This window comes from Ruegeria sp. CF8 (genome assembly GCF_056537285.1).
This window is the reverse complement of sequence record NZ_JBQFRG010000005.1, coordinates 255049-269860: the sequence shown is the minus strand read 5'-3', so window position 1 is coordinate 269860 and position 14812 is coordinate 255049. Positions and strand designations below refer to the sequence as shown.

The following is a 14812-nucleotide window of genomic DNA, read 5'->3' as shown; positions in this document are numbered from 1 at the left end:
TTGTAGGACTCAAACAGGCTCACGTGACTGCCCAACCTTTTTATAACGCGAGCTTTCCCCGACCTCGTCTTTGCTGTTGGCGAGACAAGGCATTACCGGTTTATGCCACTTTTGCATCTTCTGAGGCAACTCTTTAGACCCCAATAAAGGTAAACGTGTCGTTGACTGATGCGTTTTCATTGCAGCACCCAGCCTTGGCCTGACATCAGCCCCAATTCTTGCAACTGAGCCCAGCCAGTGTATTGCACAGATTGTGGTGTCCACATGTCCGGTTGATTAAGGATGCCGTCATAATACGCGCCGAATTGGTTCGGATCATGAAAGTGCTGGCGTCGTTGCTTTTCAGATCTGGACTTTTCAACCACCTCCGGCAGGAATTTTGTATGCAACAACACCCCTGAAGGCGCCGACCCGCCCGGTCCGTCATAAGCGGTGTTCAAGTGGCGCGGTAGGGCGGAATGGCATGAGTTCACATAGGCATACCGTCGCGACCAGCGTATAAGCGGGATCTTATTCAGCGTGGGGGATCGTTGCCGCGTTTGAGCGAAGAAATTCCGTTCTCTCGCGCCGCCTTGAACCCACAGGTTGCCCATCGGGCTTTGCCGCTCTGCGCGATATGGACCTGAATCGAACCAACACAGCAGATCTGTTGGGTCGGTGTGCGGATCATAGCCGTCGCGGCCCAACGGACCTTTGGGATAGAGGTCCAGCATCAACGCGCCAAAACCCACCCTGCCTTGTTGGTCCAACCAGGCCGTCAGATCCTGCAGGGACCGGGTATCGCACTGGGAATAAATCAACAGCTCATCCGCATCGACCATCAGACACCAGTGATTGTGCCCATACCGCATCTGAAGCCAGGTTAGCCAATCCAGGCCAAATCGTGATCCCCGATAACTGGAGTAGGTTTGCCAGACAGATACATCCGGTTGATCCAGCAGAAACTCAGTCGAGCCATCGTTGCTGCCGTTGTCGACGATCAGAAAACGACGCACGCCCAATTGACGGTAGTGACGAAAGAACCAGGGCAGGCGGGTTATCTCGTTACGCAAGGTGATAAAGGCCAGCACATCCCCCGCGTGGATTTCGCGGGTCTGGTCTTTCAGGCACGTCAACTGGTGTCGGCTGCGCAAGGACCGCCAAAGCAGCCGTCGACGTTTCCAGCGCAATCGGTACTTTTGCCGCCAACTGATCTGCGGCAGGTTCTGCACAGTACCGGAGGTCACGGGCGGCTCATTTTTCGTAATGGCCGTTCTGATGCCAGCGCCAGGCGTCCGCTATCATCGTCTCTAACGTTGAGCGTTTTGGCGTCCATCCCAGTTCGGTTTCAGCCCGCACAGAGCCAGAGACCAGCTTGGTGCAATCGCCAGCCCGACGCGGCCCGGTTGAATAAGGCACGGGGCGGTTGGTGACAGATTTGGATTGCTCGATCACCTCGAGCACGGAAAATCCCGATCCGGTGCCCAGGTTGAAGACACGGCTTTCCTTGCCTTGTTCCAGCCAGTCCAACCCCAGCACATGCGCGTCGACCAGATCGCAGACATGTACATAGTCGCGGATACATGTGCCGTCGGGGGTGTCATAATCGGTGCCAAAGACGGTCAGGCCCTCACGTTTTCCGTCAATCGCATCCAACATCAGGGGTATCAGGTGTGTTTCGGGCCGGTGAAACTCGCCCACTTCTCCTTCCGGGTCTGCCCCGGCAACATTGAAATAGCGAAAGATGACATGGCGCAGGCCATGGGCGGCTTCGAAATCTTTCAGGATGTCCTCGATTGCGCGTTTTGAGGCACCATAGGCGTTCAGAGGGTACTGCGCGGTGGATTCATCCAGAACCACGTTGTCATGTTCGCCATAGGTGGCGCATGTGGATGAGAACACGAAATCCAGGCACCCGGCTGCAACCGCAGCTTCGATCAAGGTCAATGAACCCGTAACGTTGTTTGACCAATAGAGCCCCGGCTGACGCATTGCGTCACCCACCTGGCTGAGGGCCGCAAAATGCATCACTGCGGCAGGCTTGTGTTTGGTGAACACCTGATCCAGGCGATCCCGGTCCAGCAGGTCGCCTTGCTCGAACGGGCCGTATTTCACTGCATCCTGCCATCCTGTGACCAGATTGTCGTAAGTCACCGGGACGTAGCCTGCCTTCGCCAGCGCCTTGCACGCGTGCGAGCCGATATACCCGGCACCGCCAGTTACGAGGATAGATGTCATGATGCGCCCTTTGAAACCGAATTACTTTTACAAAACATATAGGGGCCGCCGGGTGTCATGGGGAAAATCTGTTACTCCAGCCCCATCGCCGCCATCATCTCTTCGATCTTGGGCACGTCCTGCGGATTGTTTAGCTCCCAGAATTGTCGGCCTTTGGCTTCGACCTCGACGCACAGGACCTTGCGGCCGTTCTCCATGAACCTGAGTTGCTCCAGCCCTTCCAGTTGCTCCAACGGGCCGGTGGGCCAGCCCGGATATGCCGCCAACGCGTCGGGACGATAAGCGTAAACCCCCACATGGTGAAACACCGGAGTGGGCTCGTCACCTGCATAGGATTGCGAGGTAAACGGTACGACCTCTTTCGAGAAATACATCGCGCTGTGATCGCGCCCAAACACGGCCGTTGTCCCACCAACACGGTCATGCTTACGGTCGTTCAGTAGACTGTTCAGCGCATCGCCGTCGCAGCGCAGAACGGGCGTCGCAACACCGGCGTCCGGCGCGGCGCGTAGGCCTGCGATCAGGTCTTCGACAAACCAGTGCGGTGTCAGTGGTGCATCGCCTTGCAGGTTGACCACGATATCATGCCCACCCCCCAGAACTTCATGCGCTTCGGCACAGCGCTCGGTACCGTTCTGACAATTCTCAGAGGTCATGACCACTTCGGCCCCAAACCCCTCTGAGACCTCGCGGATACGATCGTCATCCGTTGCAACCACCACGCGATCAACACCCGAGACAGACTTGGCCGCGCGCCAGGACCGTTCGATCAATGTCATAGCCGTACCTGTGGCACCAGATAGCGGCACCAATGGTTTGCCCGGATAGCGGGTCGAAGCGTATCGGGCTGGGATGGCAATCAGAACAGACATCAGGCTTCCTTCAGTTCAACACCCGGAGAGTAGGCGATAAAAAACGGGTTGGCATATCCTTCTTTGCCATAGAGCAGCGGCGAATGGTCGTCAAAACGCACGACCCGGCCACCAGCACCGGCCAAAACCGCGTGGCCCGCAGCGGTGTCCCATTCCATGGTACGCCCGACGCGCGGGTAGACATCGGCCTCACCCGTCGCCACCAGACAGAACTTGAGAGACGACCCGGCGCTTTTGCTGTCTTTGGCTTGGTATTTGTTGATGTAATCCTCGGTCGCCTGATCCCTGTGGGATTTCGAAGCCACCACCAAAAGCGCCGAATTGTCCGGTTTAGAGACCGATATTTCCGTCAAATCGCCATGAGTGTCCTTGTCAAACGCGCCTGTTTCCTCGACCGACCGGCCATCGGCTTGCGTATAGAACATACGACCCCTTGCTGGCGCATAAACCACGCCTCGCGTTGGCATACCGTTTTCGACCAGCGCAATGTTGACGGTAAAATCACCACGACGGTTAATGAATTCCTTGGTGCCATCCAGCGGATCCACAATCAGGAAGGTATCGCCTTTTTCCGAGTGTGACGCGGCCTGCTCTTCTGTGACCAGCAGAACATCGGGGAAGGCCTCTCGCAGACCGGCGGAAATCAACGCGTCTGCGGCCTCATCCGCCTCGGTCACCGGGCTGGAGTCAGATTTGACTTTGACGTCGAAATCATCCGCCTCATAGATCTCCATGATCCTGTCACCTGCTTCTAGGGCCAGACGTCGGATGACCGGGATAAGCGCGTCATAAGTCACAAAAATGCTCCGTTCCTTTGGTTTGTTGATCCAAACTCATGACCGACTTATGATGCGGCGGTTACGGAACGGCAAGATATTCATGCCAGATTGAGGGCAGTGACGCAGGAAAGACCTTCGAGTGTATTACTTCAAGCGTAATCAATCGCTGCTGGGCGGCGCGTTTACAACTGCTGAACTGGTGTTCCACGCGGTTGTCAGGAACGTGCGTTCGCAACACCCGAATGCGGTTATCGCTATTCTGATCAACATCGTGCAGCTGGTGGTGATGTGCATGGTATTTTACCTGCTCATGACATTGCTGGGTCGGGGCGGCGTTGCCAAGATCAGGGGTGAATTCCTGATGTATATCTTGTCCGGTGTCTTTCCATTCATGATCCACATTCAGTCGATCGGGGCGATCTCGGGGGTTGGTGCGGCCAACAATCCGATGACGCTGCATTCACCGATGAACGTGATGGTCCTGATCTTATCCGCCGCATTCAGCACGTTGTACAAGCAGGTGATGGCCATGTTCGTCCTCCTGTTCATATACAGTGTCGCGGTTGCTCCTTTAGAGATTGAGAACCCAGGTGGTGCCTTTGGCATGGTGCTGCTGGCGTGGTTTACGGGGTGTGCGATCGGGCTTGTGTTCATGGCGATCAAACCTTGGTTTCCGACAACCGTTTCGATGCTGACGAACATATACCGTCGGATGAACATGGTGTTCTCGGGAAAGATGTTCGTTGCAAACACAATGGGCGGTTGGTTGTTGATGATGTTTGCGTGGAATCCGCTTTTCCATATCATCGATCAATGTCGCGGCTTCATTTTCCGCAACTATTTCCCCCGCAATACCAGTTGGGAGTACGCGGTCTGGGTCGGGATCGCCCTGTTGATGATCGGATTGATGGGTGAGTTCTTTACGCGCCAGCATGTTTCGCAAAGCTGGAATGCCCGCCGTTAACGCGCCACCCGCAATGTGAGATTGATCCGCCCACCCTTGGGCAACAGGCGCGACGATCCGAACCTGATCCGGTCCACCCCGTGATACGCCAGCCGCGCGGGCCCACCCATCACGACCACATCGCCCGAGCTGAGCCAGATCGACTCGGTCTTGCCGCCCCGTGTCGTGTTGCCAATGCGAAACAGGGCGTCATCGCCCAGAGAAATTGATAAAACAGGCCAGGAAAAATCGGCTTCGTCCTTATCCTGATGCAGGCCCATCTTTGCACCTTCACCATAGTAATTGACCAAACAGCAATCCGGTTCACGCTCTGTGCTGACCAGATCTCGCCAAATATCTAGAATACTTGCGGGTATGCCGGGCCAAACTCCGCCCTTTGGATGCTGATCCTGATACCGATAGCCCGCTTTGTCCGTTACCCAACCCAAAGCCCCGGCCGAGGTCATCCGCACTGACATTTCTTTGCCCGAAGGCGTTACCGGACGAAACAACGGCGCGGATTTTAGAATCGACCGCAAATCACCGATAATCTGCGCCTGTGCCGCAGGATCCAGATAGGCTTTTCTGATATCGAAACCCCGCAAAACCAGCCGTGCCATTCCGGAAACCCCAATCCTTTCCAAATCCTTGCCAAAAAAGGCCACAGATTCCCGAAAACCTGCCTTTTACGGTGCTTGCAGGCCCTTGGTCTGGCCCTTATATACGCCGGGACGCGCGATGGTAGTGCTGTCGCGCACATCAGATCGGGGACGGGATGCCGTAACGGGTCCGGTTCTCGAGACATCGCCTTGAAGAGAAAGGGATTGCAAAAATGGGAAAAGTAATCGGGATTGACCTCGGAACCACCAACTCGTGTGTGGCCATCATGGACGGCTCGCAGCCGAAGGTCATCGAAAACGCCGAAGGGGCGCGGACCACGCCCTCGATCGTCGCCTTCACCGAAGATGAGCGCCTGGTCGGTCAGCCTGCAAAACGTCAGGCGGTCACCAACCCCGACAACACGATCTTTGGCGTCAAGCGCCTGATCGGTCGTCGTGTGGATGATGCAGAAGTCGAAAAAGACAAGAAGATGGTGCCGTATGCCATCGTTGATGGCGGCAACGGCGACGCGTGGGTCGAAGCCCGCGGTGAAAAGTACTCCCCAAGCCAGATCTCGGCCTTCACTCTGGGTAAGATGAAGGAAACGGCTGAAAGCTATCTGGGTGAAGAAGTCACACAAGCGGTCATTACCGTACCGGCCTACTTCAACGACGCACAGCGTCAGGCTACCAAAGACGCCGGTAAAATCGCCGGTCTGGAAGTGCTGCGGATCATCAACGAACCGACAGCAGCTGCTCTGGCCTACGGTCTGGACAAGGAAGAAACCCAAACCATCGCGGTTTATGACCTTGGTGGTGGAACCTTCGACGTGACCATCCTGGAAATCGACGACGGCCTGTTCGAGGTCAAATCGACCAACGGTGACACCTTCCTGGGTGGTGAAGACTTTGACATGCGCATCGTCAACTACCTGGCCGATGAGTTCAAAAAAGAGCATGGCGTCGATCTGTCCGCCGACAAGATGGCGTTGCAGCGTCTGAAAGAAGCCGCTGAGAAAGCCAAGATCGAACTGTCCTCGACCTCGCAGACCGAAATCAACCAGCCGTTCATCTCGATGGGTTCGAACGGTCAGCCGCTGCACATGGTCATGAAGCTGACCCGTGCCAAGCTGGAATCGCTGGTTGCGGACCTGATCAAGAAGTCGATGAAGCCTTGCGCCGCCGCTCTGAAAGACGCTGGCCTGTCGGCTGCTGACGTGGACGAAGTTGTTCTGGTCGGTGGTATGACCCGGATGCCGAAAGTGATCGAAGAGGTCACCAAATTCTTCGGTAAAGAGCCGCACAAGGGTGTGAACCCGGACGAAGTGGTTGCCATGGGCGCCGCCATTCAGGCCGGTGTTCTGCAAGGCGACGTCAAAGACGTTGTTCTGCTGGACGTAACTCCGCTGTCGCTGGGCATCGAAACGCTGGGTGGCGTGTTCACCCGTCTGATCGACCGCAACACGACCATTCCGACCAAGAAGTCTCAGGTCTTTTCGACTGCCGAGGACAACCAGAACACCGTGACCATCCGCGTGTTCCAGGGTGAGCGTGAAATGGCTGCGGACAACAAGATCCTGGGTCAGTTCAACCTTGAAGACATTCCGCCCGCACCGCGCGGTATGCCTCAGATCGAGGTGACGTTTGACATCGACGCCAACGGTATTGTCTCGGTTTCGGCCAAGGACAAAGGCACCGGTAAAGAGCAGAAGATCACCATCCAGGCTTCGGGCGGTCTGTCCGACGAGGACATCGAAAAGATGGTCAAGGACGCCGAAGAGAACGCGGAAGCCGACAAGGAACGCCGCGAACTGGTCGACGCCAAGAACCAGGCGGAAAGCCTCATCCATTCGACCGAGAAGTCGATGGAAGAACATTCCGACAAGGTCGACCCGACCACCATCGAAGCCATCGAGCTGGCCATTGCCGCACTGAAGGACGAGTTGGAGACCGAGAATGCCGACAAGATCAAGTCGGGCATCCAGAATGTCACCGAAGCTGCCATGAAGCTGGGCGAAGCCATCTACAAGGCGCAGTCCGAGGAAGGTGAAGACGAACCTGCCGCAGCAGATGCCGCACCGGGCGACGATGACATTGTCGACGCCGAGTTCGAAGATCTGGACGACGACAAGCGTAAGTAACGGGTAACCGGGCCAATTTGGGCCGGTCCGGTTGCCGGGCCGGCCCGATTACGTTGAGGCAGAAGGAAATACTGATGTCAAAACGCGACTATTACGATGTGCTCGGCGTAGCCAAAGGTGCATCGGCGGACGAGATCAAAAAGGGTTTTCGCAAGAAAGCCAAGGAATTGCATCCCGACCGCAACAAAGACAACCCGGATGCCGAGGCGCAGTTCAAGGAGGCGAACGAAGCCTATGACGTGCTGCGCGACGCCGACAAAAAGGCAGCTTACGACCGTTTCGGCCACGCCGCATTTGAAAATGGCATGGGCGGCGGCGGGCGTCCCGGCGGCGGCTTTGGTCAGGGCGACTTCTCGAGCGCGTTCTCGGACGTTTTCGACGATCTGTTCGGCGATTTCATGGGTGGCCAACGCGGTGGCGGCGGCGGTCGTCGTGCCGCGCGCGGATCGGACCTGCGCTACAATCTGCGTGTGACGCTGGAAGAGGCGTTCTCGGGCCTGCAGAAAACCATTAACGTCCCCACCGCCGTAGCCTGTTCGTCCTGTGATGGAACCGGCGCTGAAGGCGGTGTTGAACCCACAACCTGCCCCACTTGTTCCGGCATGGGCAAGGTGCGGGCGCAACAGGGCTTCTTCACGGTCGAGCGCACCTGCCCGACCTGTTCGGGGCTGGGTCAGATCATCAAGAACCCCTGCAAATCCTGCCAGGGATCAGGTCGTGTCGAAAAGGACCGTGCCCTGTCCGTCAACATTCCGGCCGGTGTTGAAACCGGAACACGGATTCGACTGGCTGGTGAGGGTGAAGCTGGGATGCGCGGTGGTCCTCCGGGCGATCTCTATATCTTTGTCGAGGTCTCTGACCACAAGCTGTTCGAACGCGACAGCGTAAACCTTTATTGCCGGGTTCCGGTCAGCATGGCCAAGGCGGCGCTGGGCGGTTCGATCGAAGTGCCGACCATCGATGGCGGGCGGGGGCGTGTCCAGATTCCGGCAGGCAGTCAGTCAGGTCGCCAAATGCGCCTGCGCGGCAAAGGCATGCCCGCTCTGCGTGGTGGTGGCGTTGGTGATATGTTCATCGAACTGGCGGTGGAAACTCCGGTCAATCTGACGAGCCGTCAGAAAGAGCTGCTGCGTGAATTTGAGGATCTGGGTGAAGACAACCACCCGGAATCAAAAAGCTTCTTCTCTTCCGTGAAATCCTTCTGGGACGGAATGAAAGGCTGAGACTGAGGCGGCGATTGCCGCCTCTTTTACGTTTTGGCGGTTGAAAAAACCAAAACGACATGGCGTCGTCTGGCGCTATCTGGTTTCCAGCCAATCCATCAAACGCATCGACCAGATCGCCGTTCCCAGACCTGCAACCTTGAACGGGCGATAGGGCATAGTTCGCACCGGGGTTGTTGGAAAGGTCAGCGACTCAGGGTCAGCCCCCAACGCACGCTCGGCCAGAACACGGCCCATCACATGTGACATGGCAACACCGCGCCCGTTGTATCCTAGCCCGATTAAAAGACCTGGCTGAGGTTCATGGAGGTGGGGCAGGTGGTCGTCGGTGACCGCGATGCGCCCGCCCCAACGATGGGACCAATTGGCTCCTTTCAACTGAGGGAAAACGCGTTCGGCGTCTCGTTGAAGCCAATCAAAACCGCCCAGGTTGCCTGCGCCATCCACACGCCCCAACCCACCGTAGACCAACCGATTGTCCGGCTCTCGCCGTGCGTACATGATGATACGTCGGCTGTCCGAGATTGTGTGCCCCTGCGGCAGAATCGAAGCGATGACGTCTTCCGGCAACGGGTTTGTTGCGATCTGAATCGGGGTCAGGGGCAAGATACTGTTGGGTAGTTTCGGCACCAGCGGGCCGGTATAGCCGTTGGTTGCAACAATCACAGTGTCGGACGTGACCGAGCCGCGACCCGTGCGCAGTTGCCACTTGCTGCCGACCTTGTTCATTGAGGTAACAGCGCTGTTTCCGAAAATTGAAACGCCGCGCTGCTGGGCGGCATTTGCCACGCCGCGTGCCAGCATCATTGGCTGAACCGCGCCGCCGCGTGGGGTCACGACACCGCTCGAATAGGCAGCAGTGCCCGACGTGATTCGCAGGTCATCCCTGCGCAAAATCTCCATTCCTGCGCCAAAATCATTCCAGGCTTTCACATCTGCCTCGGCCTTGCGCAATGCCCGGTCATTATGCAGCACGCGCAACCACCCTTTTTGCCGGGCTTGGCACGGGATTTGATAGGTATCGATCAGGGTAAACAATTCGTCTGCGGAATTCAGCGACGCTTCGGTCAGGCGCTCAAAATAAGTTTCGCCCAGCATGCGGCGCAGATCCTTGGGCGAGTTGAAGGGCAGCATCGGATTGACCTGCCCGCCGGTGCGACCCGAAGCGCCCCAGCCGACGTCACCGGCATCAAGCACAACAACAGACGTTCCTGCTTCGGCCAAGGCCAGTGCTGCGCGTAGACCAGTGAAGCCAGCGCCTATGACGACCACATCCGCATGCAGATCGCCGGACAATTGCGGGCTATCGGGTTTCTTTGGTGCCGTGGTAGCCCAAAGCGAATTTGGCCGTGTCGCCACGGCAGGCGGCGTTGCAAGCATATTACTCTCGCATTACGGAACATTCATTCCATTATTCGATAGTAACACTCAGGTCGTCAAGCCGAAGTTTTCCGGGGCCTCGCCTCCGATTTGGTCGCAGATCTCGGCGGCGGTTTGTTTCAGCAGGTTGAGATTTGCGCGCAATTCGTCGGGTGTGTTCTCGGCCGTCAAAGTCCACATGGACAGGCAGGCGGCTACTTTACCCTGTTCATTCCAGATCGGGGCGGACATGCCCATGACCTGCAAGAATTCTTCTTTGACGACCATCGCGTAGCCTTGGCTTCGAACAACATTCAGATCGGCTTCAAGCTCGGGCAGGCTGGTTCTGGTGAACTCGGTGAACTTTTCCAACCCAGATGACCCCAGAACAGAATTGCGCTGTTTCTCGGTCATAAACGCCAGGAAAACCTTGCCTGCGGCTGTGCAATGTAGCGGCGCATGGTCACCTGTTCGCGCAGCATATCGAATCGCGACGTGGTTGGACGTTCGCAGGTACAGAATGGTATCGCCATCCAGAACGGACAGCGCAATGTTCATACCGGTCACTTCGCTGAGGCGGTCAACAGGTTCGGCGACAACTTGCTGAAGATCGGGGTGGCGGAACCCTGCACGCGCCCATGCCTGAAACCGTGGCCCGGGTTTGTAGGTTCTGCCGATTTTTTCATACTCGACCAGACCTTCGCTTTGCAGAACGGCAAGGACGCGGTGGCACGAACTTTTGACAAAGCCCGTCTGTGCAACGATGTCTGAAAACACCATCGGCCGTTTCGCATGGGTAAGAGCGTCCATGATCTTTGCGCATTTTGCGACGATAGAACTGTCTGTGGGTCTCGCCATACCTAATCTCATATCTACTACATTGCAGAACTACGACGAGTTTTTGTTCATTTCAAGCTTTTGAGCGCTTGTTTATGTATAGTTGAACAATAAACAGTTGACGGAAAGAATGCGCACTCTCTAGTGTTTCATTCCAGAACAGCTGTTCTGCACAACGATAGAGCGAAGGGGTTCAAAGTAAGCGGTGTGCAAAATACTCGGCACCGCGTCGCAAGACGCAACCAACGCTCCCTCAAAAAATAAAACGGCGGTTTGCGCTGAAAACAAAAAGTGACCCAACCGGAGGATACTATGAAGAAGACACTCGCTACTCTCGCTGCGACCAGTGTGCTTGCGCTGACAAGCCATGCGGTGCTTGCGCAGGATCTGGAAGAAATCACAGTCGCATATTTCCTGGAATGGCCCCTGCCCATGCTGGAAGCCAAAGCCAACGGAACTTATGACGAAGCGCTTGGCCTCAAGGTCAACTGGGTAAGCTTTGAAACCGGCACCGCCATGAGCGCGGCGATGGCGTCGGGCGATGTACAGATTGCGGTCAGCCAGGGCATCCCGCCTTTCGTTGTTGCCGCATCCGCGGGTCAGGCGATTCAGGTGGTCGATGTCGCGGTGACGTATTCCGAGAATGACAACTGCGTCGTTTCAGAAGCGCTGGAGATCGACAAGGAAAACGCCAGCGAACTGGCAGGCAAAAAGGTTGCTGTTCCGCTGGGTACAGCGGCGCATTATGGCTTCCTGCGCCAGATGGATCATTTCGGAATCGACCTGGCCAGCCTTGAAGTTGTCGACATGGCCCCGCCCGAAGGTGCGGCGGCCCTGAGCCAGGGCGCGGTTGATTTCGCCTGCGGATATGGCGGCGGTCTGTCCCGAATGAAAGAACACGGGAACGTTTTGTTGACCGGTGCCGAGAAGGAAGAACTGGGCATTCTGGTGTTCGACGTAACCTCGTCTCCGGAAAGCTTTATCTCGGAAAACCCCGAACTGGTCGCACAGTTCCTGCAGGTAACTGCAGATGCAAATGAGCGCTGGAACTCGGGTGCAGGCGGTGATGCGATGCTTGAGGTTGTTGCCAAGGAATCCGGTATGGACCTTGACGGCGCACGCGCCGCTATCGGGACAATGGGCTTCCCCAGCATGGATGATCAGCTGTCAGAGAAATGGCTGGGCGGCAACGTGCAGACCTTTATGAAAGGCGTGGCCGACGTGTTTGTCGAAGCCGGCAGCATCGACGGTGCGTTGGACAGCTATGCCAACTCGGTCAACACAGAGCCGATGACGATTGCCGACGGCAAGTAACAGGGTCCGGCGTGGCGCATTTCGATGCGCCCGCCGGTGCTTACCCGGCAATTGGGCGCGCCGCCTGCGCGTGAGGGCGCCTCTACTAAAGAGAGACGGATATGACAGGTTTATCCATCGAAAACATCTCCATGCGCTTCGACTTGCCCAATGGAACGGCAGTGCAGGCGTTGAAAGATGTCACCTTGCATCTGAACGAAGGCGAGTTGATGAGCGTGCTGGGCCCCTCGGGCTGCGGCAAGACCACACTGCTGAACATCGTTGCAGGTTTTCTGGCCCCGACCGAAGGGCAGATTGTGATGAACGGCCACACGGTCACTGGCCCTGATGCCGAACGTGGCATGGTGTTTCAAAAGGGCGCGTTGTTCGAATGGATGAGCGTGCGAGATAATGTAAGTTTTGGTCCCCGGATGAAGGGCCAGAAGGAAGCGCAATACGCGGCCGAGGTCGATCATCTGCTTGAGGTCGTGGGCCTTCAGGACTTCAAGGAAAAGGCGATCTACGAGCTGTCTGGCGGGATGCAGCAGCGTGTGGCGCTGGCGCGGTGTCTCGCAAATGACCCCGATGTCATCCTGATGGACGAACCGCTGGGTGCGCTGGACGCGCTGACCCGTGAAAAAATGCAATCGCTTGTTTTGAAGCTTTGGAAAGAGACCGGCAAGACCATCATCCTGATCACCCACTCAGTGGAAGAAGCGCTTTTGCTGGGTGAACGTCTGCTGGTGATGGCACCCAGACCGGGGCGCATTCACAAGGAATATCGCCTTCCCTTCGCAGATATGGGCGTCGACCAGGATCTGCGTGAGGTCAAGAAACACCCTGACTTCGCCACCAACCGCGAAGAAATCCTGGGCATGATCTGGGATATGGAAGAAGAAATCATGGGTCGGACGGAGGCAGCGCAATGATCCCCATTCTGATCTATATCGCGATTTTCATCGGTGCCTTCTTTGTGGTCAAATTGGTCACCGCTGGCACAGACCGCCATGATTTCACGTCACTTAAGACGGTCACTTTCGGCGATGAAAGCGCCGTTGTCTCGGATCGTAAGGCGTCAATCATCTCGATCATCGCCATCTTCGTGCTTTGGGGCGCGTTCACCGGGTCGGCCTTGTTGCCGTCGTTCTTGCACGCGCCCGGGCCATATGTCGGAGAGGGCTCATTCACCTACACAGTGGAAACGGCTGACGGTCAGACCGATGACGCAACGGTGACGGTGATCGTGCACCCTGCGGACGCACCGGTGGACGAACCCGAGGTTGCACCCGGCGACGGATTTGCCAAAGACGATGCCGTAGTGGTGCAGGCTTATCGCAGCAAGCTAGCCCGTCTTGACCGAAATGATGAGGTTGGTCGCGACGAAGGGGCCAAGATCGTTGCTGTGAATGGTCAGCCGATTGAACCGGGTGGCGTTGTGAACACCGATTTCGGCCGTGTGGTCATGTCGCAGCGCGGCACGCTCAATATTGACCCGGATAAAGGCTGGCAGATGGAGCCGATCTGGCTGCCCGCGCCGGAAAACGTTTTCGAACGCTTGGGTGAGATTGCCAGTGAAGGCTTCCGGAACTTCACCCTATGGGAGCATTTGGGTTACTCGCTGTTCCGCGTGATCGTGGGCTTCTTGCTGGGATCGCTTGTGGGTGTTCCGCTGGGTTATGCCATGGGGCTTTCCAACTGGTTCCGTGGGTGGTTCGACCCGATCGTTGAATTCATGCGCCCGGTGCCTCCGCTGGCTCTGATCCCGCTGGTGATCATCTGGGCCGGGATCGGTGAGGGCGGCAAGATCATCCTGTTGTTCCTGGCGGCGCTTTGGATCATGGCGATTGCAGCCCGATCTGGTGTGTCCGGCGTGAACATCTCGAAGGTACACGCGGCCTATTCCCTTGGGGCGTCAAAGTGGCAGGTGATGCGCTATGTGATCATTCCCAATTCGTTGCCCGAGATCTTCACCGGCGCGCGGGTGGCTATGGGCGTTTGCTGGGGTACGGTTGTGGCTGCCGAACTGGTCGCCGCTGAAAAAGGGGCTGGCATGATGATCATGGTTGCCTCGAAATTCCAGAACACCGACATCGTGATCATGGGTATCATCCTGATTGGTGTCATCGGTTTCGGCATCGACATGCTGATGCGCTGGGCGGAACGTGTTCTGGTGCCCTGGAAAGGTAAAAGCTGATCGATTTGCATCAGACGTCAACGCGCGTCTGTTTGCTTTTAGACCGATCAAGAGGCGCGGATTCCCGGTCCCCGGGTGCCGCGCCTCTTTCACTTTGTACCGGTCGCCCGGCTATGCATGTGACAAAACGGGTCAGCGATATATCCAGTTTACAGGCCGATTACGCCCAATTGGCTCTTGCGTTTGGCGTCGGTGGCTGAGATTGTCTGCGCCAACCGTTGGGGTGCCCTGATTGCAGGGCTGAGAGGCGCAGCTACGCTAACCCATCGAACCTGATCCGGGCAATTCCGGCGTAGGGAACGGTCTTATGAACGCAGACAGTTTTCCTACATCGTTGCCCTAAGAAGATGGAGCG

13 protein-coding genes and 1 riboswitch are annotated in these 14812 nt (G+C 56.9%); of the genes, 6 read left to right on the top strand and 7 right to left on the bottom strand.

Annotated elements, in window-relative coordinates:
• Positions 1-176: 176 nt before the first annotated feature.
• The 4 genes from ACR0EV_RS13770 to cysQ form a co-directional block, all read right to left on the bottom strand.
• A complete protein-coding gene (locus tag ACR0EV_RS13770) occupies positions 177-1226 on the bottom strand; it encodes a glycosyltransferase family 2 protein (RefSeq protein WP_480800611.1) in 1050 nt (349 codons plus the stop codon).
• Between the two features lie 7 nt (positions 1227-1233).
• The gene (galE, locus tag ACR0EV_RS13765; RefSeq protein WP_480800610.1) at positions 1234-2217 is read right to left on the bottom strand and encodes a UDP-glucose 4-epimerase GalE; all 984 of its coding nucleotides are present in this window, start codon (positions 2215-2217) and stop codon (positions 1234-1236) included.
• A gap of 71 nt (positions 2218-2288) precedes the next feature.
• Positions 2289-3089, bottom strand: coding sequence for a 3-deoxy-manno-octulosonate cytidylyltransferase family protein (locus ACR0EV_RS13760; RefSeq protein WP_480800609.1), 801 nt, complete (start codon positions 3087-3089; stop codon positions 2289-2291).
• Complete coding sequence (gene cysQ, locus ACR0EV_RS13755) at positions 3089-3886, bottom strand: 3'(2'),5'-bisphosphate nucleotidase CysQ (protein ID WP_480800608.1); 798 nt, start codon at positions 3884-3886, stop codon at positions 3089-3091. The genes ACR0EV_RS13760 and cysQ overlap by 1 nt, the downstream gene beginning before the upstream one ends.
• A gap of 121 nt (positions 3887-4007) precedes the next feature.
• Here cysQ and ACR0EV_RS13750 point away from each other — a divergent pair, with 121 nt between their 5' ends.
• Complete coding sequence (locus ACR0EV_RS13750; RefSeq protein ID WP_480800607.1) at positions 4008-4832, top strand: ABC transporter permease; 825 nt, start codon at positions 4008-4010, stop codon at positions 4830-4832.
• On the opposite strand, the gene ACR0EV_RS13745 is transcribed toward ACR0EV_RS13750, so the two are convergent.
• The gene (locus tag ACR0EV_RS13745; protein ID WP_480800606.1) at positions 4829-5431 is read right to left on the bottom strand and encodes an alpha-ketoglutarate-dependent dioxygenase AlkB family protein; all 603 of its coding nucleotides are present in this window, start codon (positions 5429-5431) and stop codon (positions 4829-4831) included. The genes ACR0EV_RS13750 and ACR0EV_RS13745 overlap by 4 nt on opposite strands.
• A gap of 212 nt (positions 5432-5643) precedes the next feature.
• On the opposite strand from ACR0EV_RS13745, the gene dnaK reads away from it, so the two are divergent.
• Positions 5644-7551 carry a molecular chaperone DnaK gene (gene dnaK, locus ACR0EV_RS13740; protein ID WP_480800605.1) on the top strand — a complete coding sequence of 636 codons (1908 nt, stop codon included), beginning with the start codon at positions 5644-5646 and terminating at the stop codon, positions 7549-7551.
• 74 nt (positions 7552-7625) lie between these two features.
• Positions 7626-8774 carry a molecular chaperone DnaJ gene (gene dnaJ / locus ACR0EV_RS13735; protein WP_171234665.1) on the top strand — a complete coding sequence of 383 codons (1149 nt, stop codon included), beginning with the start codon at positions 7626-7628 and terminating at the stop codon, positions 8772-8774.
• Between the two features lie 75 nt (positions 8775-8849).
• Here the strand turns inward: dnaJ and ACR0EV_RS13730 are convergent, their stop codons facing one another.
• Together ACR0EV_RS13730 and ACR0EV_RS13725 are read right to left on the bottom strand one after the other, a co-directional pair.
• Positions 8850-10154, bottom strand: a complete 1305-nt coding sequence (locus tag ACR0EV_RS13730) for an NAD(P)/FAD-dependent oxidoreductase (protein ID WP_480800604.1) — start codon at positions 10152-10154, stop codon at positions 8850-8852.
• Positions 10155-10202: 48 nt separating this feature from the next.
• Positions 10203-10991, bottom strand: a complete 789-nt coding sequence (locus ACR0EV_RS13725) for an IclR family transcriptional regulator (RefSeq protein WP_480800603.1) — start codon at positions 10989-10991, stop codon at positions 10203-10205.
• Between the two features lie 291 nt (positions 10992-11282).
• On the opposite strand from ACR0EV_RS13725, the gene ACR0EV_RS13720 reads away from it, so the two are divergent.
• The 3 genes from ACR0EV_RS13720 to ACR0EV_RS13710 all read left to right on the top strand — a co-directional run bounded on the left by ACR0EV_RS13720 (position 11283) and on the right by ACR0EV_RS13710 (position 14457).
• Complete coding sequence (locus ACR0EV_RS13720; protein ID WP_171092887.1) at positions 11283-12284, top strand: taurine ABC transporter substrate-binding protein; 1002 nt, start codon at positions 11283-11285, stop codon at positions 12282-12284.
• A 101-nt stretch (positions 12285-12385) separates the two neighbouring features.
• A complete protein-coding gene (locus ACR0EV_RS13715; protein WP_171092888.1) occupies positions 12386-13192 on the top strand; it encodes a taurine ABC transporter ATP-binding protein in 807 nt (268 codons plus the stop codon).
• Entirely contained in the window at positions 13189-14457 is a 1269-nt protein-coding gene (locus tag ACR0EV_RS13710; RefSeq protein ID WP_480800602.1) for an ABC transporter permease subunit, read from the top strand. The genes ACR0EV_RS13715 and ACR0EV_RS13710 overlap by 4 nt, the downstream gene beginning before the upstream one ends.
• Before the next feature lie 209 nt (positions 14458-14666).
• Positions 14667-14773, top strand: a riboswitch (TPP riboswitch).
• The last annotated feature ends 39 nt before the right edge of the window (positions 14774-14812 follow it).

Coding starts and splice junctions, on each gene's coding strand:
- ACR0EV_RS13760 (WP_480800609.1), bottom strand. CDS start 3,089: ATGTCTGTTCTGATTGCCATCCCAGCCCGATACGCTTCGACCCGCTAT.
- ACR0EV_RS13730 (WP_480800604.1), bottom strand. CDS start 10,154: ATGCTTGCAACGCCGCCTGCCGTGGCGACACGGCCAAATTCGCTTTGG.
- ACR0EV_RS13715 (WP_171092888.1), top strand. CDS start 12,386: ATGACAGGTTTATCCATCGAAAACATCTCCATGCGCTTCGACTTGCCC.
- ACR0EV_RS13745 (WP_480800606.1), bottom strand. CDS start 5,431: ATGGCACGGCTGGTTTTGCGGGGTTTCGATATCAGAAAAGCCTATCTG.
- ACR0EV_RS13720 (WP_171092887.1), top strand. CDS start 11,283: ATGAAGAAGACACTCGCTACTCTCGCTGCGACCAGTGTGCTTGCGCTG.
- dnaK (WP_480800605.1), top strand. CDS start 5,644: ATGGGAAAAGTAATCGGGATTGACCTCGGAACCACCAACTCGTGTGTG.
- ACR0EV_RS13710 (WP_480800602.1), top strand. CDS start 13,189: ATGATCCCCATTCTGATCTATATCGCGATTTTCATCGGTGCCTTCTTT.
- ACR0EV_RS13725 (WP_480800603.1), bottom strand. CDS start 10,991: ATGGCGAGACCCACAGACAGTTCTATCGTCGCAAAATGCGCAAAGATC.
- galE (WP_480800610.1), bottom strand. CDS start 2,217: ATGACATCTATCCTCGTAACTGGCGGTGCCGGGTATATCGGCTCGCAC.
- dnaJ (WP_171234665.1), top strand. CDS start 7,626: ATGTCAAAACGCGACTATTACGATGTGCTCGGCGTAGCCAAAGGTGCA.